Below are 25,711 nucleotides of genomic sequence, written 5' to 3' on the forward strand. Positions count from 1 at the left end.
TCTTACTTGGCAGACGCCTGCGGCTGCTCGATCTTCGTCACCTGCGGGTCGATCTTCTGGCCCGGAATCACCCGCAGCAGTCCCGCGGTCACCACGCGGTCCTCCGGCTTCAAGCCGCTTTCGATCACGCGCAAGCCGTTGTCCACGGGACCGATCTGCACCTTGCGCTGCTCGACAACGTTGTCGCCATTGACGACGAGGAGATAGCGGCCGCCCTGATCGCTGCCGAGCGCGGTGTCGGGCACGAGCAGGGCGTCCTTCTCCTGAGTGAAGGGCACGCGAACGCGGACGAAATAGCCGGGCAGCAGCACCCGCTTGTCGTTGGGGACAAGGCCCCGCACTGCGAGCGTGCCCGTCGACTGGGTGAGGGTCGGGGCGACATAGTCAAGCTTGCCCTCATGCGGATAACCGGCCTCGGTCTGCAAACCGACTTGAATCGGAAATTGCTTCATGTCTGCGGCGGTGAGCCCGCGGCGGGCGGCCTCGGCACGGATGCGCAGCACGTCCTGCTCGTTGACGGTGAAATTCACATAGATCGGGTCCATCGCGACGATGGACGCGAGTTGAGTTGGAGAGGAGACGCCGACGAGTTCGCCGACCGAGACCATGTGAGCGCTGACGATGCCGTCGAAAGGCGCGGTCACGTTGGTGTAGCCGTAGTTGACCTGGGCGAGCTTGGTGTTGGCCTCGGCCTGCTGGAGATTGGCCTGCGCGTTATCGCGCGTCGATGTCGAGGTGTCGAGCGTGGCCTGCGAGACGGCCTGGCGCTGCACCAGCTCAGCCTGCCGTTTGTAGTCGGCTTCCGCCTGGCGGACTGAGGCCTGCGCGCCGGCCTCGGCCGCCCGCGCCTGGTCGAGCTTGAGCTTGTAGGTCTCGGGCTCGATCGTGAACAGCTGGGTGCCCTGCTTGACGAAGGCGCCGTCCTGGTAGTCGATCGATTGCAGGAATCCCTGCACGCGCGCGACGAGATCGACATTCTTGATCGGCGCGGTGTTGCCGGTGGCCTCGACATAACGGGTCACCGGGCGCTGCACAGGCGCGGCGACGTCCACCTTGGGCGGCGGCGGAGCGACGAAACTGTTCTTGTCCTCGCAGCCGGCGAGCGCGGCCACGGCCATCGCGGCGGCCAGTGCCTGCCCGACATGTCTCCACGCTTCGTTGCGCCGTGCGGGAGATGCGGGATTCGCGCAGGTCATTCGGTGGCCCCCGGTTGCTGTCTGTCGAGGCGGGAGGCTACCAACAAATGCCCGGACGTGGAACACCATAGCCATGGCAGTCGTCGGCCTTGCGCTGCGGACCGCGCTGTGGCCTTTGGCAGTTTTGCCATCACAAACCGCTTTTCATCGCGCACACGATCGACCAGAATTATGTCACAGGCCGAGCGACGGCGCGCGAAGCGGTCGGGACGAACAAGAGAAGAATACAAGAAGAAAAGGTCGGGAGATCATGACATGCCCACGTCGGTCCTTAAGTCGGTCCTTGCCGGCCTCATTCTCGCCGCGGCGGTCGTCATGCCCGCGCTAGGCGATGGACTTAAGGACGAGATCGCACCGACCGGCAAGCTGCGGGTCGCGATCGCGATCAGCCTGGCTGGCGGCGCGTTCTGGTCCACCAAGACCGGAGACGGCTATGCCGGCGTGCCGGTCGATCTCGGCAGGGAGATGGCCGGGCAACTCGGCGTGCCCGTTGAATATGTCGTGTACCAGAATTCAGGGCAGATCACTGACGCGGCATCGAACGGCAACTGGGACGTCACCTGGTTGCCCAAAGATCCTGAGCGCGAGAGCAGGATGATGTTCGGCCCGATCTACGAGGTCGCGGACGCCACCTACATCGTCAAATCAGGCTCGAACGTCACCAATTTCGCCACGCTCGATCAGGTGGGCATCAAGGTCGCGGCCGTGAACGCCACGACCACGATGCGCGGCGCGGCCGCGCATCTGAAGAATGCGAAGGTCACGGGCTATCAGACCTATGACGAGATCTTCGGCCTCCTCAGCAGCGGCCAGATCGATGCGTTTGCGCTGTCGCGCGACCAGCTCAACAAGATGGCGCAGAAGATCCCGGGCACGCGCGTGCTCGACGAGACCTTCAAGAAGACCGTCACGGCGGTCGCTGTGCCGCTCGGCCACCCCCAAGCGCTGACCTTCGTCACCAAATTCATGAACGAGGCGGTGACGAATGGCACCTTGCGCAAGGCCTATGACAGCAATGGCCTGAAGGACGCGCCGATCCGCACCGAATAGGACGGCGGCGCAGGATGACTGCGCCGCGCTCCGGCCCTACGGCTCCGCGGTGCGGATGCCCGCGGGGCTCACTTGCATCTTGAGCGTGGATGTCTTGTTCAGCGCCTTGCCATCGAACGAGAAGGCGATCAGCTCGTTTTCGACCATGCACTGGGCCACGACATATTTGGAGTCCTTGGACCACACCATGCCCTGGCACCAATGGCCGATCTTCGCTTCCGTCACCGGCGTAAGGTCAGTGCCCGAAATCTTGTAGACCTTGAGCAGGCCGAAATCGTTGAAGAACGGCGACGCTGACGGCTTGTTCGAACCGTTCATGACGGTCACGGCCACGTAGTTGCCGTCCGGGGACATCTTCACGGCTTCCGGCGTCTGCCCGACGGTGACTGTCGTGACGACGCGGATCGGTTTCGCCGTCATGTCGATCAGGCTGATCGAGTCGTTGTCGCCGCTGCTGGCGCCGACATTGCCGACGATGGCGGCGGCGCCGCCGGTGAGATCGATGTCGTAGGGGCGGATGCCCGCGGAGAGATCGCGCTTGGCGTACTCGACCTTGCTCCCGTCCACAGTCAGAAGCGAGATCTTGCTGTCTCCGTCGCGCGTGACCAGCGCGGTCGCGCCGTCATGGGAAAAGACCGCGTGGCTGGGGCCTGATTTGGCGTCGCCGAGCTAGATCTTGCCGACGGGCGCAAGCGTGCCCCCGCTGATGGTGAAGACCGAGACCGTTCCTTCGCTGCGGTTCGCAACCAGCGCCAGCGTGCCCGCGCGGTTGATCGAAACGCCGGCAGCGCCCGCGCCGGCTTGCAAGGTCGCCAGTACTTTGGGCGGCGTGGATTTCAGGTCGATGACCGAAAGCTTGTCGTCGGGCACCGTCTTGGTCGGATCCGCGGGATCGAGCTTCATCGCGCCGGTAACGAGGGCGAACGCGCCATCCGGCGCAATTGCCACGCTCGGCGGCGGTCCGACGACGCTGGCCGGGGCGGGCACCTCGCCTAGAAGTTTCAAGGCACCGTCGGTGAAGTCGATGACGCTCACCGTGTCCGGCAGTGGTTGCTTGCGCACCAGGGCGCTGCCGTTCTCGAGCACCATCTTGCCGTCATTGGCCGTGACGACGATCTCGGCGTGCGCGGCGAAATTGGCGAGGCCCGCCAGGGATGTTGAGATCAAAGCACATGCGGCACGGCGCGTGCGCTTGCGAAGAGCGGCTGTCATATGTCCCCCCGAGATTTGTTCTTGTCCGGAGAAGCTAAATGCACCGGGCGCAGGACGCAATGACCAGGTGGCGAGCGTTTGCCTTTGAAGACGCCGACGGACGGCTACAAGGCGGGAGCTAGCCTCTCAGTCGCGTGCCACGCGGCGAGGCCCCTCAGCGTGGCTTGATCTCCGCGTATTTCGCCATCGCCTTCTCGAACTTCCGCTTGAACAGCCACATCGCGCCAAGGATTTCCCGGAAGCTTGCCGAGGTGCGCGCCCGGTCGGCCTGTCCGAATGCGAAGATGCTGTTGTTGCGCAGGTGCTTCATGATCGTCGGACTGGACACCCTGTAGTTCAGGAGATCGCCGGACCTGAGCGCCGCCCGCGTCGGCGTGGGAACGATCTGGATCAGCTCGAACAGCTTCATTTGGTCGATCGGGTCGGGCAGCGTCTTCACGATTCCTGGGATCTCCCGGAAAATATCCGCATGCGCGTTCATCAGGCCGTCGCGCACGTTGGTCCAGTGATTGAAGCGATGATCGGTGCCGCGGGCCCGCGCCTCCTCCTTGTCGTCGCGCGCGCTCAACCCGGGATCGGCGGCCGCGATCTCGCCCTTGATGGCGTCCCATTTCCTATGGCCGTTGCGGTCCTCGGACGGGCCGGTCTGGAAGCTGCCCATATAGGTGTTCGAGCGCCCGTTGCGGACGTTCTGCTTGCCGTTGGTCTCGGCGAAGAACAGCCCCAGACTGATCCGGCCCGCGGCTTCGGCGTGGTCAGGCGCCAACCCCTTGGCGCGTGCGATCGCGACCGCGAGATCCACCACGTCCTTGAACGGTGTCGCCGAGTTCTGCGCGCCGGCCGGCGGCGCTTCCATGATCTCGAACAGCTTTGAGTATTCGTCCACCAGCGGTTCGATGTCGGCATCGAAATAGGCCGGCGGGATCTCGAACTTGTTGGGCCTGCCGGTCCGCGACGGCATGACGTCGGTGAGATCCTTGTAAGCACTGATCACGGCGACGCGTGCCAGATAGAGCGCCTGGCCCGGCAGGTTCGGCAGCGGCTGTTTGGCGTCGATCTGGCGGCGCCGCTCGGAGAGAATCGCTTTGAAATCGCCGAGCGCACGCTCGTAGGTCGCAACCGCCTCCGATTGCCTGGCCGTGAGCGTTTGCGCCAGGCTCGGGACGAAGGTCGCAAGGATCAGCCCAAGCGCCGTTATGACTGCGGCGGCGCGATGTCGTGCTCTCATGGCCGGTTCCCTGGGCCTGTCGATTCGATGGCCAAGGGGATCGTAAGCATCGGAGGCGAGGGCTGGCGAGCGGCAAATCCCACTCGGCCCGAATTCGCGGCCTCACGCCGCTTGGTAATCCGGCGCGGAGGCGAGAAACCGCGCATAGGCGTCCGCGTCCGGCGGCCGGAAGTGGCCCGCGAGCCCGCCGCGCTTCTGCTCCTTGGCGCCGATGTCGGCCATCAGCTCGTCGAAGTGACGGTAGTGATAGGGCGCGACGCAGAGGCCGCCATAGACGCCCGCAGCCGGCCGTTCGACCCGCTTGAAGTGCAGCATCATCTCGATGTTGTCGCGCATCTGTTGCGCGGTCGGCTGGCGTGCGAGCTGTCCGTCGGCGTAACGGACCAGCCAGTTGGCGGCGAGGTCGGCGCAGAGCACGGTGCAGAACGAGGAGTTGAAACCGACGAAACCGAGCTCCGGCAGGTCGGGATTGGCGATCAGGCGATAGAGCCGGTACTGCCCATCCGCATCGACCAGTTTTGCCTGGTACGCGGCGGGCAGGAATGGCACGCCGAGCTTGTAGCCGATCGCGAGCACCGCGACATCGGCCGCCACGCGCTCGCCGCCGCTCATCACGATGGTGTCACCGTCGTAATGATCGAAGCTGCCGAACACGGCCTTGATGCGGCCGTCGGCTACCATCGGATGGAAGCCGGGTGTTGCGATCGGCACCGAGCAGTTGACTCCGTCCTCGATCCGCTCCTTCGGCACCATGTTGCATTGCTTCAGCTTGAGCTGCGCCTTCAACAGGCTTTCCAGCCCGCGCCAGTTTGCCCAGACGAACGGTGCTGCGATGCGATGCGCAAGGCGCGACATCGCGCCGATGCCCCAGCCCGGAAACATCTCCTCCTGCGCACGGATGTAGAGGATGCGCTTGAAGTTCACGAGACCGCCGATGAAATAAGGAATGCGCCAGACCGGCTCGCGCATCACGATCGTCACCTCACGCGCGCCCGCTTTCACGGCGTTCACCGCGATGTCGGTTGCCGATTTCGATCCGCCGAGCACGACGACGCGCCGTCCTTTCACCACTTGAGGATCGTTGTATTTCGATGAATGCAGGATCTGCCCGCCCTGTGCTAGAAAGCCGTCTTCGCCTGGGCAGTGCAGCTCCCGCGGCTCGTTGAACTGTCCGGTGCAGACCGCGACGAAGTCGAAATCCTCAGCTGTGCTGGCGCCGCTCTTGTCCGAGAGCGCGAGCGTCCAGCCTGGTCTGCCGTCGGCGCGTCGCGCCATGCCCGACACGCTGGTGTTGAAACGCAGCATACGGTCGAGGCCAAAAATTCGTGCGTAGTCGGCGAGGTAGGCGTGGACTTGCGATCCGGTCGGCCATTCCGGATAGGCTTCGGGCATGGCGCGGTCGGTGTAGCGGTAGAGCTCCTTCGGGCTCTGGGTCTGCACCTCCGGATAGGAGCGCGCCGGCTCCCAGACGCCGCCGAGATCGGCGCTGCGTTCAATGATGGTGACCCGGTGACCGCGGGTCGAGAACGCCTTTGCGGCGGCAAGGCCGGAGACGCCGGCGCCGATCACGCAGACATGCTTTGGGTTGACCATGGGATTGCTCGCGAGCTCGAATGTTCTGGGCACAGCAGGCCGCGTTCGGCCGCGCTGCGCCGCCGCTGGACCTGCGACGAAACAGAAATGGGAGTGGGGCGGCCGCCTAGTCGTTGGCTTCAGGCGGCAGGAAGTCGACCTCGTGCAGGGCCGAGATGCGCACGACCTCGGCGGGGTCGGCCAGATTGTGGAGCTGGTTGAACAGCGCCTCCAGCTTCTGCATCGGCGAGACCCAGAACAGCGCGCGGGCCGGCTTGTCGGACTTGTTGAAATAGCCGTGCGGGATGCCGCGCGGCAGGCGCACGAGATCGCCGGCGTTGGCCTTGACCCATTTGCCGTCGAGCTTGAGGTCGAGCGTGCCCTCCTGCACCAGGATGAATTCGTCCTGGGTCGGATGGATGTGCACTGGCACGAACTGGCCCGGCTCGCTGTTGGTCTCGAAGGCAAAGGTGGAATCGGTGACGGCCTTGGGAAAATAGACCTGGCCCAGAATATTCCAGGTCTTGCCGCCATAGCCCGTGCCGTTCGCGGTAATGCCCTTCTCGAGTGCAGTCATGGCTCGCCTCCATCGTGGATCCCGACGAGGGTGGAGCTTCGGTCAGGCGCGGGCTGCTGTCTATCCGCTAAACGAATCCGGACACGTCCTGTGCCGTGCGGCACGACGTTTTTGCGACAGGGCTCTTTCCGGGGACGGGGAACTATTATAGGTTTAAAATATTCCGTGATGCCAAGCGTGGTCGGCGATGTCCGCAGCCGAGCTGGAAATGAGCACGCCTCGATCCGCGGCCGAAAGGCTCGCGGCTTTCGCCCGCGTCACCACCGACGACGCCGACGAGGCGGCCGAGCAGGTCGGGCGCATCTTCTGCCCGCATGATCTGACGCCGATGCGGAGGTCGGGCTTCTCGGCCAGGCACAATTGTGCCGCCTTCGACGGCTTTTCCATCAACTATGTCGCCTATGGCGGATCCGTCACCATCGATCCCGGCTGCCTCGACCGCTTCTTCCTGGTGCAGATCCCGCTCGCCGGCACGGCCCGTATCCGCGCAGGTACCCGCGAACTCGACACAGCGCCGGAACGGACGGCGTCGCTGTTGTCGCCGACCATCCCGACCCGGATGATCTGGACCGAGTCGGCGCAAGCGATCCTGCTGCTCGACCGCCGCATGGTCGAGCAGCGCGCAGCGGCATTGTCGGGCAGGGCGACCGGCGCGGTCGAGTTCGACCCTACGCTCGACCTGAACGTGCCGGCCGCGCGCGGCCTCGCGGCGAAGCTCGTCGAGCTGATGATGCTCGCCGAAGGTCTCGGACCGTCCGGCAGGCTTTCACCGGTCGCGACCGCGGGCTGGCGCGAGGCGCTGCTTCATTACCTCCTCGACGGCCAGCGGCACGGCCTGTCCGACGCGATCAGAACGTTCTCGGGCCAGGGCGAGCGTCTGCCGCGCGCGCTGCACACTGCGCGGGACTGCCTCGCGGCGAATGCCTGCGAGCCGCTCGACGTTGCGCACCTCGCCTGTGAGTCCGGGATCGGCATCCGCGCGCTACAGCTCGGTTTCCGCCGTCATTTCGGCGTGTCGATCTCGCAGATGCTGCTCGACATGCGCCTCGCCAATCTCCACACCCGGCTCACGCAAGCCGAGCTGGACACTTCGATCACCGAGATCGCCTTCGATCTCGGCTTCACCCATCTCGGCCGCATGGCCGGCGCCTATCGCGAAAAATTCGGCGAGACGCCGTCAGCGACGCTGCGGCGGAAGATGAGCTGATGCGCCGGCGGCTTCCCGATGTCGGTTGGGGAGCGCGCGGCGCGAAGACGCGGCATCATTTGAACGTCGTCGCCTGAGTAACATCGCCCCAGCAATACTGATCGTCGCAGTCTTTTAGCTTGTCGTTGATTGACCATTCAACCATGCCACCCGCGTTGGAATTCGCAGCGGATGGCCTAGGTCTTCCGCGACCTTGTCGCGCCATCGCGTTCAGCCGCCTGCCTGCGCAGAAAGCCTTCGAGATCGGCCTGCACGGAATAGGGCGTCGGGATCGGATCGCCCGCGTCGTCGACAGCGGTGTCGAGAGAGCGGCGCAGCATGCGCGCGAGCTCGGCCTTGCGGTAGGGCTTTGTCAGAAGCGGTGCGCCCTTGGTGGCGCGCCCCTGCGCATGCGGGGCGTCGTAGGCATAGCCCGACGTGAAGAGCACCCGCAGCGAGGGGCGCGATGCCACCATGTCGTCGGCGAGCTCTCGTCCGTTCAAGCTGCCGGCCATCACGATGTCGGTGAAAAGCAGGTCGAAGGGCGTGCCTTCGGCCGCGATGGCCAGTGCCTCGGCTGCATTGGCGGCCGAGATGACCTTGTAGCCGAGGCTTTCGAGCTGAACCGTGACGTACTGGCGGACGTCGCGGTCGTCCTCGACACAAAGAATGGTTTCCGTCCCGCCCACGACCTTGCGCTCGTCATAGCCGGTGGGGCGAAGCGTGCTCGCCTCCGCCTTCGGCAGATAGATCGTGAAAGTCGTGCCGCGTCCTTCTTCGGAAGCGACCTTGATTCCGCCACCGGACTGCTTGATGAATCCGAACACCATGCTGAGCCCGAGCCCGGTGCCCTTCCCGATGTCCTTGGTCGAGAAGAAGGGATCGAAGATCCGCTCCAGAATGGCCGGCGGAATGCCAGTGCCGGTATCGCCTATCTCGATCTCGACATAGTCGCCGGCATAGCCGGCCCCGACCGCCACGGCCTCGCGGACGCCGAACACGACGTTGCGCGTCGTCAACGTCAGTCTGCCGCCGTCCAGCATCGCGTCGCGGGCGTTGATCGCGAGGTTGAGAAGCGCCGAGCTCAATTGGCCGCGATCGACGAGGGCGAGCCAAATGTTGCCGTCGAGCCGGGTCACGATCTCGATCTTCTTGTCGAAGGTTGCCAGCAGCAGCTTTGCGAGCTCTTCGAGCAGCTCGTTGATGTCGCTCTCGGCTGGCTTGAGCGCCTGCTTGCGGGCAAAGGACAACAGGCTCGACGTCAGCGCGGCGCCGCGATCGGCGGCGTCGCTGATCAGCTTGGTGATGGTCGCGAGCGGCGGATTATCCTTCACGGCGTCGGCGAGGATCTCGATCGTGCCCGTGATCACGGTGAGCATGTTGTTGAATTCGTGCGCAATGCCGCCGGTGAGCTGACCGATCGCCTCCATCTTCTGGGCCTGGATCAGCTGCTCCTCGGCGGCGCGCTTCTGGGTGACATCCTTGACGAAATTGTTGATGAGGGTGCGCCCCCCGATGTGGAGCGCCGTGCTGGAGGCCTCGATCAGGATCTCGTCGCCGTCCCGGTGCAGCAGGGTCGCTTCGAACCGGATGCCGATCGGCGTATCCGACAATTCCGGCAGCAGCCGCATCATGCGTTGCCTGAAGCCGTCGCGCAGCGGCTCGGCGATGAGGAGATTGACGACGTCCGTGCCGAGCGCCTCCTTGTGCGTCCATCCCGTCAGGGCCTCGGCCTGAAGGCTCCATTCCAGCACGATGCCGTTCTGGTCGGTCTGAACGAAGGCATCGAGCGCGGTCTTGATGACCGCTTGCGTCATCTGTGCGCTGGCCCGCGCCTGCTCGGTCAGTAGCGCGGCGGCCCGTTTTTCCTGCGCCGTTTCGATCGCGCGCGTGCACAGACGAGCGAGCAGGACCGCAATGGCGCCGCTTGCGAGCATGGCGACGATCTGGGCAATGCCGAACCCGGTTCCGGTCGCGGCATAGGAGACGAGGAGAGCCGCCGCGGTCACGATGACCTGCGCGGCCATCGCGAGTGTCAGAAGCCGCCTGAGTTTCATGGTCTCACACCAACGCGTCAGTGGCAGACCCTCGTGTCCGCCCTGTCAATGACCGGCTCCACGTGAGCTACAGATGTGAGCTACAGATTCCGCGCGGCAGCGTCGAGGGGCAATTTGCGGTGGTGCCGGGCTGGCGGCGCTTTCAACCTGCCGGCGAATCGGTCTGGCGCAGCGTCGTCACCCAGATCACGCGGGCCGTCTGCTGGGTCGGGTTGTCGAACATGTGCGGCACGATGCTCGGAAAGCGAAAGCTGTCGCCGGCGTCGAGCAGATGGGCCTGGTTGTCGAGCCACAGCCGCAGGCTGCCTGAGAGGATGTAGCCCGCCTTCTCGCCGGTGTGCTGCAGGAAGTCGGTGCCGGACGAGGCGCCGGGATTGAGCGTGAGCTCGTAGAATTCGAGCTGGCCTTTGTCTGCCGGCGTCAGCGCTTCCTTGACGACGCCGCTGGCGGTGAGCCGCAGCAGGCGCCGGCCGTTCTTGCGCACGATATAGCGCTGCACGTCGGCGGGATCGGTGGTCTCGAAGAAATAGGAGATGGGAACGTCGAGCGCGATGCTGAGCAGGCGCAGCGTGCGTATCGACGGCATGGCGCGCGCGCGTTCGAGCTGGCTGATCATGCCGTTGGAGAGGCCGGTCTTCTTGGCGACGTCCTGGATCGACAGGCCCGCGCGCTGCCGCAGCAGCCGCACGGTCTCGCCGAGGCGCTGGTCGACGGCATCGTCGGCTTCGGTCGGCGGGGCATCCTTCGGATCGTTGATCTCGCCGCGACCATCCATGTCGCTCTCCCATGCATCATCTCAGCCCGGACAATGACGTTCCGGAGCTTCAGTCGGAGTGAAAAGGTCGCGCATCCTAGCAATATGATTGACAGCTGTATTTAGTCGTGATGAACTTTTGATAGAAAATTTAGAAGCACTAAAGCCCATTCCTGTCCCTTTGCCGGGGTCTCGGGGCCCGGGAGACGGTGCCGCGTGCGACAACGGAGAGTGGTCATGGCGGACGACACCGGGAAGTTCGGCGTTGGGGCACTGCATCTCGGCAATCCGAATCGCCGTCAGATCTTTCAGCTCGGGGCCGGCGCCGCGGCGGGATGGACGCTATCGGGCAACGCATTTGCGCAGACAGAACGCCCGACCAATCCGCCGGACAAGCCGCGCGGACAGGTGATCGCGGCGCTGTCGCAGGAGCCGACGGTCTTTCATCCCCTGATGCCGGGCATCGAAGTCGATCAGGGCATCTGGTGGCAGGTGTTCTCGCCGCTCTGGTTCATCGATCCCGACGGCAAGTTCGTTCCCGACCTCGCCCGCGAAGTCCCGACGGTCGAGAATGGCGGCCTCTCGGCCGACGGCCTGACCTGGAAGGTCAAGCTCCGCAGCGACGTGAAATGGCACGACGGCACGCCGTTCACGGCCGAGGACGTGAAGTTCTCGCTTGAGCTGATCAACAACCCCGATTTTCGCGCGCGCAGCCGCGTCGGCCATAGTCTCGTCAAGGACATCAAGATCGTCGCGCCCGACGAGATTCACTGGCGCATGGAAGCTCCCTATTCGCCCTATATGTCGATCCTGGGATCGCTGACCTTCATCGTGCCCAAGCACATCCTGGAGAAGGTGACCGATCCGAACGCCTCGCCGTTCCACAATGCGCCTGTCGGCACCGGACCGTTCCGCTGGGGCGAGCGCGTGCCGGGCGACCACATTCAGTTGAATGCCCATACCGGCTATCACGCCAAGGGACCCTACGTTGAGCGCGTGGTGTTCAAATACATTCCAGACCTGACCGTGCTCTACACCCAGTTCCGCACCGGCCAGGTCGATTACACCGGCCTGCAAGGCATTCTGCCGAACTTCGTGCAGGAAGCGAAGACGCTGAAGGGCCGCAAGATCTTCGTCTCATCCACGTCGTCGGTGGAGCACATCGCGCCCAATCTGGAGTTCGGCGCGTTGGCGGACCGCACGGTGCGCGAGGCGCTGTATCTCGCGATCAACAAGCAGGCGATCATCGACGCGCTGAACTACGGCTTGCCGACGCAGACCGAAAGCTTCGTGCCGCAACAGGCCTGGTCGTTCCAGCAGGGACTGCCGCAGCACAAATACGATCCGGCCAAGGCCAACACGCTGCTCGATGCGGCCGGTTGGGTCCGCGGCGCCGGCGGCGTGCGCGAGAAAGGCGGCGTCAAGCTCGAATTCACCAATTCAACGACGTCGGGCAATGCGGTGCGTGAGCAGACCCAGCAGCTGCTGATCCAGGACTGGCGCGCGATCGGTGCCGCGATGCGCGTCAACAACATGCCGGCCGCCGTGATCTGGGGCGACTTCTGGCAGCAATCGAAATTCAATTCGGTGATCGTGGGAGTGAATTTCATGCTCGGCAGCGACCCCGACGTGACGCCCCGCTTCGGCTCCGGCGCCATTCCTGCCAAAGGTGGCCGCGGCTACAACACCTATCAGTATCGCAACCCGGAGGCGGATCGGCTTCTCGCCGAAGGTGCCAAGCAGTTCGATCTGGCGCAGCGCAAGACGACCTATGGCGCTCTGCAAAAGCTCATCCGCGACGACCTCGCGATCCTGCCGCTGTTCCAGGGCTTCATCGCCGAAGGTGTGAAGGAAGGGCTGCAAGGCTTCCGTCCCAACATCAACATGTCGATCAACTGCTGGAACATTCGCGAATGGTATTGGGCCTGATGGTTCAGGCGCGCGAGATCGCCTGAGATGGCCCGTTACGTCGCCAATCGCCTGGCGCAGGCGATCATGCTGCTGGTGATCGTGTCCGCGATCGGCTTCGCCATCCTGCATCTGGCGCCCGGCGGTCCGCTCTCGCAATTCGCGGCGTCCGCGCAGATGACGCAGGAGGATCTCGACCGCGTCACGCGGCAACTCGGCCTCGATCGTTCGCTGCCGATCCAGTATCTCGATTGGTTCGGCCGGATGCTGAGGGGCGATTGGGGCCGCTCGTATCGTGACGGCGAGGCGGTGCTGGCGGTGATCTCGTCGCATCTCGGCGCCACGCTGGAACTGATGGCGACTGCGACCATCATCGCGGTGCTGCTCGGCTGCTGGATTGGCGTGCTCGGTGCGCTGCGCCGCTATTCGCTGTTCGATTCGCTCGCAACCGTCGGCGCCATGATCGCATTGTCGATCCCGACCTTCTGGTTCGGCCTCGTCACCATCTATGTGTTCTCGGTGAAGCTCGGCTGGCTGCCGGCCGGCAACCGGCAGACCGTCGGCGATGGCTCCCTGCTCGATCTGCTCCATCATCTCATTGCGCCGGCGCTGGTGCTGGCGCTGGTGGAGACCGCGATGTGGGGCCGCTTCATGCGCTCCTCGATGCTCGAAGTCATCAACCAGGACTACATTCGCACCGCGCGCGCCAAGGGCATGCCGGAATGGCGAATCCTTACGGTTCACGCCTTGCGTAACGCGCTGCTGCCGATGATCACGATGGGCGGCCTTCAGTTTCCGACGCTGCTCGGTGGTGCGCTGGTCGCTGAAACCGTGTTCACCTGGCCCGGCATGGGCCGGCTGTTCCTCGATTCCATCGGATATCGCGACTATCCCGTGGTGATGGGCATTCTGATGTTCTCGGCGATCATGGTGCTGATCGGGTCGCTGCTGGCCGACATCCTCTATGCGGTCGTCGATCCGCGCATCCGGGTGGGCTAGGGATGACGACCGTAGACTTGTCCAGCGCTCAACCCGCACCCGGCCAGGCCGCGTGGCGGCGATTTCGTCGGCACCGGCTTGCACTTGCAGGCGCGGTGATCATTCTCGTCCTTGTTCTCGGTTCGGCATTCGGCCCGTACCTCCTGCCGTTCGACGACACCTACATCGATATCATGAAGCGGTTCGCACCGCCGCTGTCGGGCGCGCACATCCTCGGCACCGACGAACTCGGCCGCGACGTGCTGGCGCGGCTGATGATGGGCGCGCGCGTCTCGCTGTCGATCGGCTTCGTCGCGATGGTGATGGCGATGGCGGTGGGCATCGTCGTCGGGGCCTTCGCCGGCTTCTATGGCGGCGTGGTCGGCGCGGTGCTGATGCGGCTCGTCGATGCCATGCTCTGCTTTCCGACCATCTTCCTGCTGCTTGCGCTCGCGGCGCTCATCGAGCCCGGCTTCATCACCACCACCGTGCTGATCGCGGCAACCGCCTGGATGTGGGTGGCCCGCGTCGTCGAGGCCCAGGTGCGCTCGCTGCGGGAGCGCGAGTTTGCGGTTGCTGCACTCGCGTTCGGCTCGTCGAATCTGCGGATCATGTTCCGCGAGCTCGTACCCAATGCGATCGCGCCGATCGTGGTGGCGGCGACGCTGAACGTGGCCAAGGCCATTCTGCTCGAATCCTATCTCAGCTATCTCGGTTACGGCATCCAACCGCCGGCCGCGAGCCTCGGCAACATGCTCAATAACGCGCAGATCTATCTCACCAGCGCGCCCTGGCTCGCGATTGCACCGGGCCTCGCCATCACGCTTGCGGTGACGAGCTTCAACTTCCTCGGCGACGGCCTGCGCGACGCGCTCGATCCGCGGATGAACATCCCATGATCTGCAAACTAGCGACGAGCCGAGCTGTCTCGATCGAACTGAATATCTGGAGTTTCCCATGTCCCCGCCGCTCACCCGCATAAACAGTGACGAGCGCCTGCCAGCGCAGGTGGATGTCGTCGTCATCGGCGGCGGCGTCATTGGCGTCTCCGCGGCCTATCATCTCGCAAAGAAGGGCCTCTCCGTCGCCTTGGTCGAGAAGGGCCATGTCGGCGGCGAGCAGTCGAGCCGCAATTGGGGCTGGTGCCGCCAGCAGGGCCGCGCGCGTGAGGAGATCCCGCTGGCCCGCGAGGCGCTGCGGCTGTGGGAAGACATGCAAAACGATGCCGGCGTCGATGCCGGCTTCCGCCGTACCGGCGTGCTGTTCCTGACCAAGAGCAAGGACGAGCTCGCCAGCTGGGAGCGATGGGCCGCAACGGCGCGCGAGATGCAGGTTCACTCGACCGTGCTGACGCCGGCGGAGGTCGCCGAGCGCCTGCCCGGCAATGCCGAGACATGGGTTGGCGGATTGCACACGCCGAGCGACGGGCGCGCCGAGCCCTCAATGGCCGTGCCGGCGCTTGCGACCGCCGCGCGAAAGCACGGCGTCACGATTCATCAGGGCTGCGCCGCGCGTGGGTTGGAGACGCAAGGTGGACGGGTGAGCGCCGTCGTCACCGAGAAGGGCACCGTTCGCACGCAATCGGTGCTGCTGTCCGGCGGCGCCTGGTCGTCGCTATTCTGCCGTCGCCACGGCATCGAGCTGCCGATCGGCCTCGTCAATGCGACCGCGTGCCGGACCACGCCGGGGCCGGAGATCACCTCCGGTGCGCTCGGCACCGATTTCTATTGCATCCGCCGCCGCCTCGACGGCGGCTTTACCCTGGCGCTACGCAACCGCGGCACGGTCGAACTGTCGCCTGATCTGTTCCGGTACGCGCGAACTTTCTGGCCGACCTATCTGCATCGCAAGAACGGGTTGAAACTGTCGTTCGGCAAATCCTTCTTCGACCAGCTCATGCGCGGCACGAACTGGAGCTTGGACAAGCCGTCGCCATTCGAGACCGAGCGGGTGCGCGATCCCGCGCCTGACATGTCGCTGGTCAATGCCGCGCTGGCTTCGCTGATCAAGTCGAACCCTGAATTGAAGGACATCGAGATCGCGGAAGCCTGGGGCGGGACGATCGACTGCACGCCGGATACCATTCCGGTCATCTCGCCGGTCGATGCCATGCCTGGCTTCTTCCTTGCCACCGGCTTCTCCGGCCACGGCTTTGGCATCGGTCCTGCGGCCGGCAAGCTCGCGGCGGACATCGTGACGGGCGCGACGCCGCTGGTCGATCCCGCGGCCTACAGCCACAAGCGCCTGATCGAAGGCCGCCGGCTCGCGCCGGTCAGCCCGTTCTGAGAGTTTTGGCGGCATGACGGTTCTCTACAAGGCCAACATGGTTCGGGGCGCTGAATGGGCGGGCTTCTTCGCCGAGCGCGCGCCCGATGTGCCATTCCGGCTCTGGCCCGACATCGGCGATCCCGCCGACATCCGCTATCTCGTGGCGTGGGTGCCGCCCGACGACATCGCGACGACTTTCCCAAATCTCGAGCTGGTCTTCTCGGTCGGTGCGGGTGTCGATCAGTTCGACGCGAAAAAACTTCCAGCGCACATTCCGCTCGTTCGCATGCTGGAGCCTGGCATCGCCGAGACCATGGTCGAATACGTCACCATGGCGGTGCTCGCCCTGCATCGCGATCTCCTGCACTTCATCGCCCAGCAGAAGGCGCAGGTCTGGCGCGAGATCCGGATCACGCCGGCGAAGCGGCGGCGCGTCGGCGTGATGGGTCTCGGCCAACTCGGCCAGGCCGTGCTCGAACGCCTCACGGCTTTCGACTTTCCACTACTCGGCTGGAACCGATCGATGCGCGAGATCGACGGCGTCACCTGTTATACGGGCATGGGGACGTTGCCGGATTTCCTTGCGCAGACCGACATTCTCGTCTGCCTGTTGCCTCTGACGGATGAGACCCGCGGCATCCTCAATGCGGACTTGTTCGCGCGCCTGCCGCGCGGCGCGTCGCTCGTCAACGTCGGGCGTGGCCCGCATCTGGTCGAAGCCGACTTTCTCGCGGCGCTCGACAGCGGCGCGTTGTCGGGTGCTGTCCTCGATGTCGCCGAGCCGGAGCCGCTGTCTGCGGGTCACCCTTTCTGGAGCCATCCGCGCATCCTGGTCACGCCGCACAATGCCAGCATGACGACGCCGGATACGGCGGTCGATTTCGTGCTGGATGTGATTGCGCGCCACCGCCGCGGTGAAGAATTGCCGGGGCGTGTCGATCGTAGTCGCGGCTATTAGGACACTGGCATGAGCATGGGCGCAAGCGGAGCTGATCAAATCGCTGCCAACGCGCAGTCGCCGGTGCTGTCGGTTTCCGGCCTGACGACGTCCTTCCTGCGTGAGCGGCGATGGATTCCCGTCGTCTGCGACGTGTCGTTCGATATTGCCTCGCGGGAAACCGTGGCGATCGTCGGCGAGTCCGGTTCGGGCAAGAGCGTCACTGCGCTCTCGATCATGCGGCTCATTCCGAAGGAGAACGGCCGCGTCGAAGGCAGCGTCCGGCTTGCCGGTCGCGACCTGCTGACGCTGCCCGAAGCGAGCATGAAGGATGTTCGTGGCAACGAAATCGCCATGATCTTCCAGGAGCCAATGACGAGCCTCAATCCGGTGCTGACCATCGGCTTCCAGATTGCGGAAGCACTGATCCAGCACCGCGGCCTGTCGCGCGCGGCGGCGGAGGTCGAGACCATATGCCTGCTCGACCGCGTGCGGATACCTGCGGCGAAATCGCGCTTCCACGAGCATCCGCATCGCTTCTCCGGCGGCATGCGCCAGCGCGTAATGATCGCGATGGCGCTGGCCTGCAAGCCGAGGCTGCTGATCGCAGACGAGCCGACCACCGCGCTCGACGTCACGATCCAGGCCCAGATCCTGGAGCTTCTGAAGGAGCTTCAGCAGGAAGAGGAGATGTCGATCCTCTTCATCACCCACGACATGGGGGTGGTGGCCGAGATCGCGGACCGCACCGTGGTGATGTATGGCGGCCAGGCAGTGGAAACCGATGCGACCGCGCGCATCTTTGCTTCACCCTCGCATCCTTATACCCGCTCGCTGCTCGCGGCCGTGCCACGCCTCGGCTCGATGGACGGGCGGACGCGGCCGATGCGTTTTCCGACCGTCGACAAGGTGACGGGGACCTCTGACGAGCCGGCGGAGACGCCCGATACGGTCTCGATTGCCGAGCGACCGCTGCTCGAGGTCTCCAACCTCACGACGCGCTTTCCAATCCGCTCGGGCCTGTTCGGCAAGGTCTCGGGCCGCGTCCATGCGGTCGAGAACATCTCCTTCACCTTGCGCGCCGGGGAGACGCTGGCGCTGGTCGGCGAATCCGGCTGCGGCAAGTCGACGACGGGCCGCTCCATTCTCAAGCTGACGGAGCCGGACAGCGGCACCGTTCTGGTGGACGGGCAGGATGTGCTGGCGATGAATGCCCGCACCTTGCGTGACTTTCGCAAGCAGATGCAGATCGTGTTCCAGGATCCGTTCGCGAGCCTCAACCCGCGCATGTCGGTGGGAACGGCGATTGCGGCCCCATTGCTCGCCAACGGGCTCGTCACGGCGTCGCAGGCACGGGAGAAGGTCGCCGACCTGCTTGTCCGCGTTGGTCTCACCGCCGACATGGCCGCGCGCTTTCCGCACGAATTCTCCGGTGGCCAGCGCCAGCGCATCTGCATTGCCCGCGCGCTCGCGCTCGGACCGAAGCTGATCGTCGCGGACGAAGCGGTCTCGGCGCTCGACGTTTCGGTCAAGGCGCAGGTCGTCAATCTGATGCTGGACCTTCAGGCCAGCATGGGACTTGCCTATCTCTTCATTTCCCACGATATCGCGGTGGTCGAGCGCATGAGCCATCGCGTCGCGGTGATGTATCTCGGCGAGATCGTCGAAACCGGTCCACGCGCGGCCCTGTTCGGAAATCCGCAGCATCCCTATACGAAGAAGCTGATGGCGGCCGTGCCAGTGCCCGATCCAGCGCGCCGCGGCACCAGGCGCGAGGCCACGAATGACGAGATCAGAAGCCCGGTGCGCGCGCCCGATTACCAGCCGCCCGTGCGTCAATTTCGTGAGGTGTCGCCGGGCCATGTCGTCCAGCTCTGGGGCGAGGAATGGTCCAACTGACGTGCGCAGGCCGCAAATTATTTCCAAAATGCACGATGAAGTCGCCCCGCGATCTGCCGGGCAGGTCAACGGTGGTGTCCTTCGCGACGCCAGGCCGGTGACATCACGCTGAAATCACAATGAAATCATCGCGGCACGGCCCGGTGCGACGGCTGGCCGCGCCAGCTTCGTGTTATGCGCTGCAGCTGGACCGTCGGCCGGCGATCTCCGATAATGCGCGGATCTCGGGAAGGCCGGCGAAGACGTGCCTTTACGGATGGATTTACTAGAATGACACAAGCAGGCGTCTACGGGCAGAGGCTCGGGCAGGGCCTTCGCTCCAAGCAAGCACCGGTCCTGATCACGCGTTCGCTGCACAGCGCCGAGCTCGCGGTCACCGAAGTCCGCAACGACGATCCGACACCGGATATTTCCGGATCGCTGGCTGCGGAAGATGCCTATCTCCTCAGCCTGAAACTCCGCGACTATCCGGATTGCGAATGCTGGGAGGAGGGCCGCTGTGTCACCAAGGCGGATGTTCGCGCAGGTGCGACTTATCTGTACGACCTCAAGCGTGACCCGCGCTATGTGATCGACAAGCCGTTTCACTCGCTCTTCTTCTATTTGCCGCGCTCGGCGCTCAACAGCGTTGCCAGGCAACCGGGCGGGCCGCGCGTAGGCGAGCTCAGCTACGAGCCCGGTGTCGGTCATGACGACGAGGTCGTTCGACATGTCGGTGCCTCGTTGCGGCAAGGACTGTGTCGGCCCGACGAGACCAACCAGCTTTTCGTCGATCACATGATGCTCGCGCTCACCGCCCATGTCGCCCAGACCTATGGTGGGCTGAAGCCGGCCGCGGAACCGAGCCGCGGCGGTCTCGCGCCATGGCAGGTGAAGCGTGCGTGTGACCGGCTCGATTCCGATCTCTCGGGCAAGATCGCGCTGCAGCTGATCGCGACCGAGCTTGGCCTGTCAGTCAGCCACTTCTCACGCGCATTCCGGATCTCCACCGGCCTGCCGCCGCATCAATGGCTGCTCCAACAGCGCGTCAAGGCGGCCAAGCAACTGATGACAGTCCGCGACCTGCCGTTATCCGAGATTGCCATCTCGGCCGGATTTGCCAATCAGAGCCATTTCACGCGGGTGTTCTCGTCCATCGTCGGCGTCAGTCCGGGCGCATGGCGCCGAGAAACGGATGGTGGACGGGACAAGACTTGAAGTTACCGACGCTTCGCCAGCGAGATCGTGTAGGCCGTGCGGCGCGCCGCAAAAATCTCGTCCGGCGGATGGCCGATGCCGTCGGCAAGATTGGCTGGATTGAAGATGGAGCCGTCGCAGGCCGCGTTGGCTTCGAGGCTGGTGATGACGATCGTCCCCAGCCGCACCTGCTCACGGTTGTCCTCGTCCGGCCATCGCAGGGTCACGTCCATGGTGGGATCGCCGGGACGGTCGAGCAAGGCCATCACGTTGAATCGGACGTCGCCGGCTACGATCCTCCGCGCGAGATCGTCATGCAGGAAATCGGCCGACTTCGCCCTCGCTTCGTCCTCGCTCAAGGTGACGTCGCCGCCGACCGGCGAGACCTTGAACTTGATGAAGCGGGTCTCATCCTTCGCGTTCGTCGCGGGAAAGGAGTGCACGCCCCAATAGGTCGTGCCGGCAAAGCTGCCGGGCAGCCGGCGTGCCGCGACGTAATTCGCCTGGTTCAGTGTTTCAGGATTGGCCGCCGAAAAGGCCCGGACCTTCTCGATGTCGGGCTTGCCGTCCGCACCCGGAATGCGCGCCTCGAGGAAGGCGAGCATCTGGTCGAGCGTCCGTGCAAAATGCACCGGAGCGGTTTCCGTCAGGATGTCCGAGCGATGGGCGTCGTCGCCCAGCCTGAAGCTGAAGCCGCGCAGCACGAGGTTGTTGGTGTCGGTCACCCCGGGATTGCCGCCGCCGACGGAGAAGCGCGCCAGCACGCGCGACGGTTTTGTGAAGCTCAGCGATCGCGTAATCTCTGCCGCGCGGTCGGACGGGGCATAGGTCCCGCGCACACAACGACCCTTGGCGAAGCTCGCGCGCACCTTCGGCGGATTGCCTGCGACCGCCTTCAATGCATCGACGACCGCGGCGGGTGTTGCAGCGGGGGTGGGAAGTTCGGACATGGCTTGGCCTCCGGCAAAAGCGGCATGTCCGTGTGTTAGGGCTGGCGGAGCGCCGGCGTCTTTCCTAAAGCCGCGCTGCCTTGTCCGATCCTGCTGATTGCTTGCTTGCGCTTCAGGAATTCACGTGCACGAAACACGGTATGAGGGGATAGATCTGATGTCGGCCGGGACAACTTGTTTACTGGCTCAGCTCCCGTGCTCCCGGGTCTCGCGACGATGCAGACTTGTCCTCCGGAAATTGTGATCGGATAGAGCGCCGGGGAACCGCGTTATGTGAACCGTCTCATATTTCATCACTCTCTTTCGAGCTATCACTCCCGCAAGAAATTGCCGCACCCGGACCTAACTGACCGACACGGGTGAGATGCAATGCCTGCGTAGCCGCGTGCTCGCAGCTTTGGATTGGCTCTCGTCTTGCTCACGAGCAAGCCAGCCCCATCACTCAGCACAGATTTTTCAGAAATTGGAATCAAGGCAATCGCAAAACGCGTCCACGAGGCTGCCTCTATTCGGGGTCGGCCGGTAGGCCGCTACTTACCTAAGAAGGAGACCCCCAATGAAAATTAGTGATGCAGTTTCCAGCGCATTTTCCCTAACGAGGGGCTCCGGCAATCTTCGGATCGCTCGTTCCGGTCTGATCAGGTCGGCCCATCTTCTTGAAAGAATTGGGCTCGCAGCCGTTGGGGCCTCCTGTGGCCTCTATGTGGGTGCGACCCTGTTGCGTGAGAAAGGCGGACTGTTTGAAAGCGGCTGGATCGTGCTGATAACGATGCTCTATGGAGCTCTCAGCTATTATGTCGGAATTGATTTGTCTCGCAGTGTCGCGCGGAAGTCGATCTCGAGCAACTCGGAAGAGTGGAATGGTTCCGAGCCGGCTGAGATCATGAGTGCGGCTGGAACGTTCGGCGCCGCGATTGCCGCAACTCTGTCCGTCAGCATCCTTGTCCTTGATCAAAACCCAGCCAATGGCCTGATAACCTTTGTTGCCGGCTGTTGGGTGGTTGGTTCCTCGCTCCAAGTTGCGGCGGGCATGATGGCTCGCAACTACGAAGCGCGCATGGACAAGCAATGAAGGAATTGTGCTCACGCAAGAACGTCTGCTTGGCGTCATGACGAGTGCACAAGCCGCAGTGTTGGATTCGATTTCAGGTCCGGAGTGAGTAGTGACCACTCATCGCAACCTCTGTCGTCCAACGCTGCGGGAAGACGATTTTTGGTAGCGCAGTCGTTCGCATCGGGCGGCGACCCGGCTTGGAAGCCGTGTCGGTACTGAGTAACCTAAATTATCGCACAACAAACAAGACGTGCCATCATGGCGGTGTTGGGATATCGTCCCCGCGCCGTGGTCCAAAATCCTGCTAACCGCCAACCACACGATCGGTGGAGCCAATGCAGATTGCGGAGTGGCTCGAGAAACTGGGGCTTGGGCAATACGCAGAGCGTTTTGCCCAGAATGGAATCGACGTGGGCGTCCTCCCCGAACTGATGGACGAGGACTTTGAAAAGCTCGGAGTCCTGCTAGGCCATCGCCGCAAAATGCTGCGTGCTATTGCCGACCTCGATCCAGCCGCGTTGATCGCATCGCCGACCCCTCCTCAGGACGCCGAGCGGCGCCACCTCACCGTTATGTTTTGCGATCTGGTCGGCTCGACCGCGCTCTCGGCGCGTCTCGATCCCGAGGATATGTGGGAAGTGATCCGGGCCTACCGCGCCGCCTGCGCGAGCGTCATTGCCGCTTATGACGGCAGGATAGCCAGGTTCGTTGGCGACGGAATACTCGTCTATTTCGGCTATCCTCGCGCGCATGAGGATGATGCGGAGCGCGCAGTACGAGCTGCCCTCGACACTATCTCCGCAATTGGGCAGCTCAAAACGGGCGCCGACGAACGGGTTGAACTGCGCATCGCAATTGCGACAGGGCTTGTGGTGGTCGGTGACCTCATCAGTGGAGATGCATCAGAGGAGCAGGCAACCGTCGGCGACACACCAAACCTCGCCGCTCGGCTCCAGAGCCTGGCGGAACCGGGCGCGGTCGTCGTTGCTTCGTCGACGCGCCGGCTGCTTGGTGATCTCTTCACGTTTCGCAATCTCGGCCGCCGTGAGGTCAAGGGGATAGCCGAACCAATCGCAGTCTGGGCGGTGGAGGGGGCGATCGCATCCGAGAGTCGCTTCGAGGCGGTCCGCGCGGTACGCTCGATCGGTTTTGTCGGCCGCAGGGACGAGATCGAGTTCACTCTCTCGCGCCAGCGGCTGGCATGGCAGGGGCAGGGCCAGATGGTATTGATTTCTGGCGAAGCGGGCATCGGCAAGTCGCGCATTGTCGCAACCCTGTCCGAAAGCCCCTCGTTGGGGGCGCACCGCCGGGTGCGATATCAGTGTTCGCCCTACCATACCAACAGTGTGCTCCATCCCTTTCTCGCGCAGCTCGAGCGCGCCGCCGGCATCCGGTCGCACGACACGCCTGGGCAAAAGCTCGACAAGCTCGAGGCAATGCTGTCGCTTGGAACACAGCAGGTCGCCCAAGCGACACCGCTCATTGCGGCTCTCCTTTCGATTCCCACCGGCGACCATTGTCCGCCGCTGGCTTTGAGCCCGGCGCAGCAGCGGCGACAGACATTTGCCGCCCTTCTGGATCAGCTTGAGGGGTTGGCGCGAGAGCAACCCCTGCTGATTATCTGCGAGGATATGCATTGGGCCGATGCCACGACACTTGAACTGTTCGATCTCGCGGTCGATCGTATCAGAGGACTGCCGATACTCGTGCTCATGACATCCCGGCCAGAGTTCGAGCCCTCCTGGTCGGGCCTTGCCAACGTCAGTCTGTTGCGGCTCGACCGACTCGATCGGCGGGACTCGCGCGCGCTGGTCGAACAGGTGGCCGTTGGTCGCCAGCTGTCACGCGAGATGATGAAGCAGATCATCGATAGGACGGATGGCATCCCACTATTCGTCGAGGAATTGACCAAGATGGTGCTGGAGTCCGGGCTACTCGTCGAAGATGCCGGGCGCTATCGTCTCGATAATCCGCTCCCGCCGCTCGCTATTCCCGCGACGCTGCAGGATTCGCTGATGGCGCGGCTTGACCGGCTGGCCCCCGTCAAGGAGTTAGCGCAGATAGGCGCCGCCATTGGTCGCGACTTTTCATACGCGCTGCTGAGATATGTGGCGGGACGCGATGATCTGACGCTGAGCGCTGCGCTAGCGCAACTCGAAGAGGCCGAACTGCTGGTGCGTCGCGGGGCTCCGCCCGAAGCAAACTATAGTTTCAAGCACGCCCTCGTTCAGGAAGCGGCCTACGAGAGCCTGCTCAAGAGCAAACGGCAGGTGCTTCACAAGCGCATCGGCGATGTCCTGCGCGAGAAGTTTCCAGTCGTCGCCGAGACTGAGCCGGAAGTTCTGGCACACCACTTCACTGAGGCGGGGCTGAACGAGGTCGCCCTCGAATGGTGGCGCAAGGCGGGCCTGCAGGCGCTGAAACGCTCCGCTTATTCCGAGGCGATTGCACATCTCGGCAAGGCGATTGCCATCGCCGATGAGCTGCCCGATGAGCACGACCGGATGATGGGTAGGCTACATCTTCAAATCGCATATGGCCGTGCATTACGGGGCAGCCTCGGGCACAGCGCTCCCGAAACGGTAGCCGCATGGACGCGCGCCCGACAGTTCGCAGCCGACATCAATGATCCGGTTGAACTTGCGCCGGTCCATTCGGGTCTCTTCAATGCCTGCCTGACACACGGCGAACTCGCGCCGATGCAGGCGCTGGTGGATGCCATCGTGAACGCCGCTGACCGGCGACCGGCCTCACCGGTGGCCGCCGTCGTTGCACATTGGACGGGCGGGGTTACCTGCTGGTTCGGGGGCGACTACTTGAACGCGAGAGTACATCTTGAGAAGGCACTAGAGATCTATGGTGACGAGCCGGATCCCGCGACGTTCAGGGGCTCGGCGCTGGATCTCCCATTCGTGATCATGAGGTTTCTTGCCCTGGTGCTTTGGCCCCTTGGCAGGATCGCCCGCGCACGCCGCCTCGCCGCGGAAGCGATAAGGGCTTCCGGAGAAAAACGGGCGCTTTCTCAGGCCAATGCGCTTGTTCATCGAGCTGTGTTCGACGGACTATGCGGGGGCATGTTGCAGCAAACAGAGACGATCCTGGCGCTTGGTCTCGCTCGCGACCACACGATGCCGCTGTATGTGGCCGCCGGCACCTACCTGAATGGCCTGGCCAAGTGGCGCGCTGGCGACGGAATGGCCGGGCTCACGGAAATGCGTCGCGGCTGGACCTTGCTGCACGAGAATGACTGCTACCTCTGTGAGCCGTTTTGGGGGATGCATGTCGCCATGGCGGATGCAGAGTCGGGCCAACTCGAAAACGGGCTGGAAATCTTGAGCGGATTGATCGCATGGGCGGGGCAATCCGGTCAGCATTGGCTTGATGCCGAGCTGCATCGCGTCTACGGGGAGCTTTTGTTGCGTCATGATCCTTCGGACCTAGCCAGGGCCGAAACTGCGCTAAGCCGAGCGCTTGAAATCGCACGGCACCAACGGGTGAAGACTTTCGAGCTGCGCAGCGCCATTGGACTTGCACGCCTGCATAAGACAAATGGCGGAGCGGGCGCGGTATCCGAGGTGCTCGCTCCCGTGCTCGCTGAATTCGATGCGGAGCGCAATCTTCCCGAAGTCGTTGAAGCCAGAGAGCTGCTCAAGCAAGTGCATTAGGCACGTGCGGTTTGTTTAGCTAGCCGTTTGGTCAGGAGAGACGT

Annotated in this window: 18 protein-coding genes and 1 pseudogene; 11 read left to right on the plus strand and 8 right to left on the minus strand. The window is 63.9% G+C overall.

Annotation, left to right across the window (positions count from 1 at the left end):
* Window positions 1–2: 2 nt before the first annotated feature.
* Window positions 3–1,196 carry an efflux RND transporter periplasmic adaptor subunit gene (locus BcanWU425_RS10230; RefSeq protein WP_085385343.1) on the minus strand — a complete coding sequence of 398 codons (1,194 nt, stop codon included), beginning with the start codon at window positions 1,194–1,196 and terminating at the stop codon, window positions 3–5.
* A 255-nt stretch (window positions 1,197–1,451) separates the two neighbouring features.
* On the opposite strand from BcanWU425_RS10230, the gene BcanWU425_RS10235 reads away from it, so the two are divergent.
* Window positions 1,452–2,246 (plus strand): ABC transporter substrate-binding protein, encoded by a 795-nt coding sequence (locus BcanWU425_RS10235; RefSeq protein WP_018454093.1) that lies wholly within the window; start codon window positions 1,452–1,454, stop codon window positions 2,244–2,246.
* 36 nt (window positions 2,247–2,282) lie between these two features.
* Here the strand turns inward: BcanWU425_RS10235 and BcanWU425_RS37680 are convergent.
* From BcanWU425_RS37680 to BcanWU425_RS10260, 4 genes and pseudogenes are all read right to left on the minus strand, one after another.
* Window positions 2,283–3,458: pseudogene (locus tag BcanWU425_RS37680) on the minus strand (YncE family protein).
* A 154-nt stretch (window positions 3,459–3,612) separates the two neighbouring features.
* Window positions 3,613–4,686 carry a hypothetical protein gene (locus tag BcanWU425_RS10250; RefSeq protein WP_018454095.1) on the minus strand — a complete coding sequence of 358 codons (1,074 nt, stop codon included), beginning with the start codon at window positions 4,684–4,686 and terminating at the stop codon, window positions 3,613–3,615.
* 102 nt (window positions 4,687–4,788) lie between these two features.
* The gene (locus BcanWU425_RS10255) at window positions 4,789–6,279 is read right to left on the minus strand and encodes a flavin-containing monooxygenase (protein ID WP_085351881.1); all 1,491 of its coding nucleotides are present in this window, start codon (window positions 6,277–6,279) and stop codon (window positions 4,789–4,791) included.
* A 106-nt stretch (window positions 6,280–6,385) separates the two neighbouring features.
* Window positions 6,386–6,835, minus strand: coding sequence for a cupin domain-containing protein (locus tag BcanWU425_RS10260; RefSeq protein ID WP_018454097.1), 450 nt, complete (start codon window positions 6,833–6,835; stop codon window positions 6,386–6,388).
* A gap of 187 nt (window positions 6,836–7,022) precedes the next feature.
* Here BcanWU425_RS10260 and BcanWU425_RS10265 point away from each other — a divergent pair, with 187 nt between their 5' ends.
* Window positions 7,023–8,042 carry an AraC family transcriptional regulator gene (locus BcanWU425_RS10265; RefSeq protein ID WP_018454098.1) on the plus strand — a complete coding sequence of 340 codons (1,020 nt, stop codon included), beginning with the start codon at window positions 7,023–7,025 and terminating at the stop codon, window positions 8,040–8,042.
* 176 nt (window positions 8,043–8,218) lie between these two features.
* Here the strand turns inward: BcanWU425_RS10265 and BcanWU425_RS10270 are convergent, their stop codons facing one another.
* Window positions 8,219–10,078: an ATP-binding protein gene (locus tag BcanWU425_RS10270; protein ID WP_204512120.1), complete on the minus strand. Its 1,860-nt coding sequence runs from the start codon at window positions 10,076–10,078 to the stop codon at window positions 8,219–8,221.
* Window positions 10,079–10,220: 142 nt separating this feature from the next.
* A complete protein-coding gene (locus BcanWU425_RS10275) occupies window positions 10,221–10,853 on the minus strand; it encodes a cupin domain-containing protein (protein WP_018454100.1) in 633 nt (210 codons plus the stop codon).
* Between the two features lie 216 nt (window positions 10,854–11,069).
* Between BcanWU425_RS10275 and BcanWU425_RS10280 the strand changes: the two genes are divergently transcribed.
* The 7 genes from BcanWU425_RS10280 (at window position 11,070) to BcanWU425_RS10310 (ending at window position 20,019) form a co-directional block, all read left to right on the plus strand.
* Window positions 11,070–12,761: a peptide ABC transporter substrate-binding protein gene (locus BcanWU425_RS10280; protein WP_231190414.1), complete on the plus strand. Its 1,692-nt coding sequence runs from the start codon at window positions 11,070–11,072 to the stop codon at window positions 12,759–12,761.
* 27 nt (window positions 12,762–12,788) lie between these two features.
* Window positions 12,789–13,739 carry an ABC transporter permease gene (locus BcanWU425_RS10285; RefSeq protein ID WP_204512119.1) on the plus strand — a complete coding sequence of 317 codons (951 nt, stop codon included), beginning with the start codon at window positions 12,789–12,791 and terminating at the stop codon, window positions 13,737–13,739.
* Window positions 13,740–13,741: 2 nt separating this feature from the next.
* A complete protein-coding gene (locus BcanWU425_RS10290) occupies window positions 13,742–14,617 on the plus strand; it encodes an ABC transporter permease (RefSeq protein ID WP_085361475.1) in 876 nt (291 codons plus the stop codon).
* Window positions 14,618–14,675: 58 nt separating this feature from the next.
* The gene (locus BcanWU425_RS10295) at window positions 14,676–16,004 is read left to right on the plus strand and encodes an NAD(P)/FAD-dependent oxidoreductase (protein WP_204512118.1); all 1,329 of its coding nucleotides are present in this window, start codon (window positions 14,676–14,678) and stop codon (window positions 16,002–16,004) included.
* Window positions 16,005–16,017: 13 nt separating this feature from the next.
* Window positions 16,018–16,944, plus strand: a complete 927-nt coding sequence (locus BcanWU425_RS10300) for a 2-hydroxyacid dehydrogenase (protein WP_204512117.1) — start codon at window positions 16,018–16,020, stop codon at window positions 16,942–16,944.
* Between the two features lie 9 nt (window positions 16,945–16,953).
* Window positions 16,954–18,822 carry an ABC transporter ATP-binding protein gene (locus tag BcanWU425_RS10305; RefSeq protein WP_204512116.1) on the plus strand — a complete coding sequence of 623 codons (1,869 nt, stop codon included), beginning with the start codon at window positions 16,954–16,956 and terminating at the stop codon, window positions 18,820–18,822.
* Between the two features lie 270 nt (window positions 18,823–19,092).
* Window positions 19,093–20,019, plus strand: coding sequence for an AraC family transcriptional regulator (locus BcanWU425_RS10310; protein WP_085385352.1), 927 nt, complete (start codon window positions 19,093–19,095; stop codon window positions 20,017–20,019).
* Window positions 20,020–20,021: 2 nt separating this feature from the next.
* Here the strand turns inward: BcanWU425_RS10310 and BcanWU425_RS10315 are convergent, their stop codons facing one another.
* Window positions 20,022–20,948: a catalase family peroxidase gene (locus BcanWU425_RS10315; protein ID WP_085361470.1), complete on the minus strand. Its 927-nt coding sequence runs from the start codon at window positions 20,946–20,948 to the stop codon at window positions 20,022–20,024.
* Window positions 20,949–21,504: 556 nt separating this feature from the next.
* Here BcanWU425_RS10315 and BcanWU425_RS10320 point away from each other — a divergent pair.
* Both BcanWU425_RS10320 and BcanWU425_RS10325 read left to right on the plus strand, forming a co-directional pair.
* Entirely contained in the window at window positions 21,505–22,020 is a 516-nt protein-coding gene (locus tag BcanWU425_RS10320; protein ID WP_204512115.1) for a hypothetical protein, read from the plus strand.
* Window positions 22,021–22,337: 317 nt separating this feature from the next.
* Window positions 22,338–25,667: an adenylate/guanylate cyclase domain-containing protein gene (locus BcanWU425_RS10325; protein WP_204512114.1), complete on the plus strand. Its 3,330-nt coding sequence runs from the start codon at window positions 22,338–22,340 to the stop codon at window positions 25,665–25,667.
* Window positions 25,668–25,711 lie beyond the last annotated feature (44 nt).

Origin of the sequence: Bradyrhizobium sp. WU425, from assembly GCF_021052305.1 — a bacterium.
GTDB classification, from domain to species: Bacteria; Pseudomonadota; Alphaproteobacteria; order Rhizobiales; family Xanthobacteraceae; genus Bradyrhizobium; species Bradyrhizobium canariense_D.

What these genes read in the sequence shown, in the direction of transcription:
- BcanWU425_RS10230 (WP_085385343.1), bottom strand. Translation starts at nt 1,196, where the DNA reads ATGACCTGCGCGAATCCCGCATCTCCCGCACGGCGCAACGAAGCGTGG.
- BcanWU425_RS10235 (WP_018454093.1), top strand. Translation starts at nt 1,452, where the DNA reads ATGCCCACGTCGGTCCTTAAGTCGGTCCTTGCCGGCCTCATTCTCGCC.
- BcanWU425_RS10250 (WP_018454095.1), bottom strand. Translation starts at nt 4,686, where the DNA reads ATGAGAGCACGACATCGCGCCGCCGCAGTCATAACGGCGCTTGGGCTG.
- BcanWU425_RS10255 (WP_085351881.1), bottom strand. Translation starts at nt 6,279, where the DNA reads ATGGTCAACCCAAAGCATGTCTGCGTGATCGGCGCCGGCGTCTCCGGC.
- BcanWU425_RS10260 (WP_018454097.1), bottom strand. Translation starts at nt 6,835, where the DNA reads ATGACTGCACTCGAGAAGGGCATTACCGCGAACGGCACGGGCTATGGC.
- BcanWU425_RS10265 (WP_018454098.1), top strand. Translation starts at nt 7,023, where the DNA reads ATGTCCGCAGCCGAGCTGGAAATGAGCACGCCTCGATCCGCGGCCGAA.
- BcanWU425_RS10270 (WP_204512120.1), bottom strand. Translation starts at nt 10,078, where the DNA reads ATGAAACTCAGGCGGCTTCTGACACTCGCGATGGCCGCGCAGGTCATC.
- BcanWU425_RS10275 (WP_018454100.1), bottom strand. Translation starts at nt 10,853, where the DNA reads ATGGATGGTCGCGGCGAGATCAACGATCCGAAGGATGCCCCGCCGACC.
- BcanWU425_RS10280 (WP_231190414.1), top strand. Translation starts at nt 11,070, where the DNA reads ATGGCGGACGACACCGGGAAGTTCGGCGTTGGGGCACTGCATCTCGGC.
- BcanWU425_RS10285 (WP_204512119.1), top strand. Translation starts at nt 12,789, where the DNA reads ATGGCCCGTTACGTCGCCAATCGCCTGGCGCAGGCGATCATGCTGCTG.
- BcanWU425_RS10290 (WP_085361475.1), top strand. Translation starts at nt 13,742, where the DNA reads ATGACGACCGTAGACTTGTCCAGCGCTCAACCCGCACCCGGCCAGGCC.
- BcanWU425_RS10295 (WP_204512118.1), top strand. Translation starts at nt 14,676, where the DNA reads ATGTCCCCGCCGCTCACCCGCATAAACAGTGACGAGCGCCTGCCAGCG.
- BcanWU425_RS10300 (WP_204512117.1), top strand. Translation starts at nt 16,018, where the DNA reads ATGACGGTTCTCTACAAGGCCAACATGGTTCGGGGCGCTGAATGGGCG.
- BcanWU425_RS10305 (WP_204512116.1), top strand. Translation starts at nt 16,954, where the DNA reads ATGAGCATGGGCGCAAGCGGAGCTGATCAAATCGCTGCCAACGCGCAG.
- BcanWU425_RS10310 (WP_085385352.1), top strand. Translation starts at nt 19,093, where the DNA reads ATGACACAAGCAGGCGTCTACGGGCAGAGGCTCGGGCAGGGCCTTCGC.
- BcanWU425_RS10315 (WP_085361470.1), bottom strand. Translation starts at nt 20,948, where the DNA reads ATGTCCGAACTTCCCACCCCCGCTGCAACACCCGCCGCGGTCGTCGAT.
- BcanWU425_RS10320 (WP_204512115.1), top strand. Translation starts at nt 21,505, where the DNA reads ATGAAAATTAGTGATGCAGTTTCCAGCGCATTTTCCCTAACGAGGGGC.
- BcanWU425_RS10325 (WP_204512114.1), top strand. Translation starts at nt 22,338, where the DNA reads ATGCAGATTGCGGAGTGGCTCGAGAAACTGGGGCTTGGGCAATACGCA.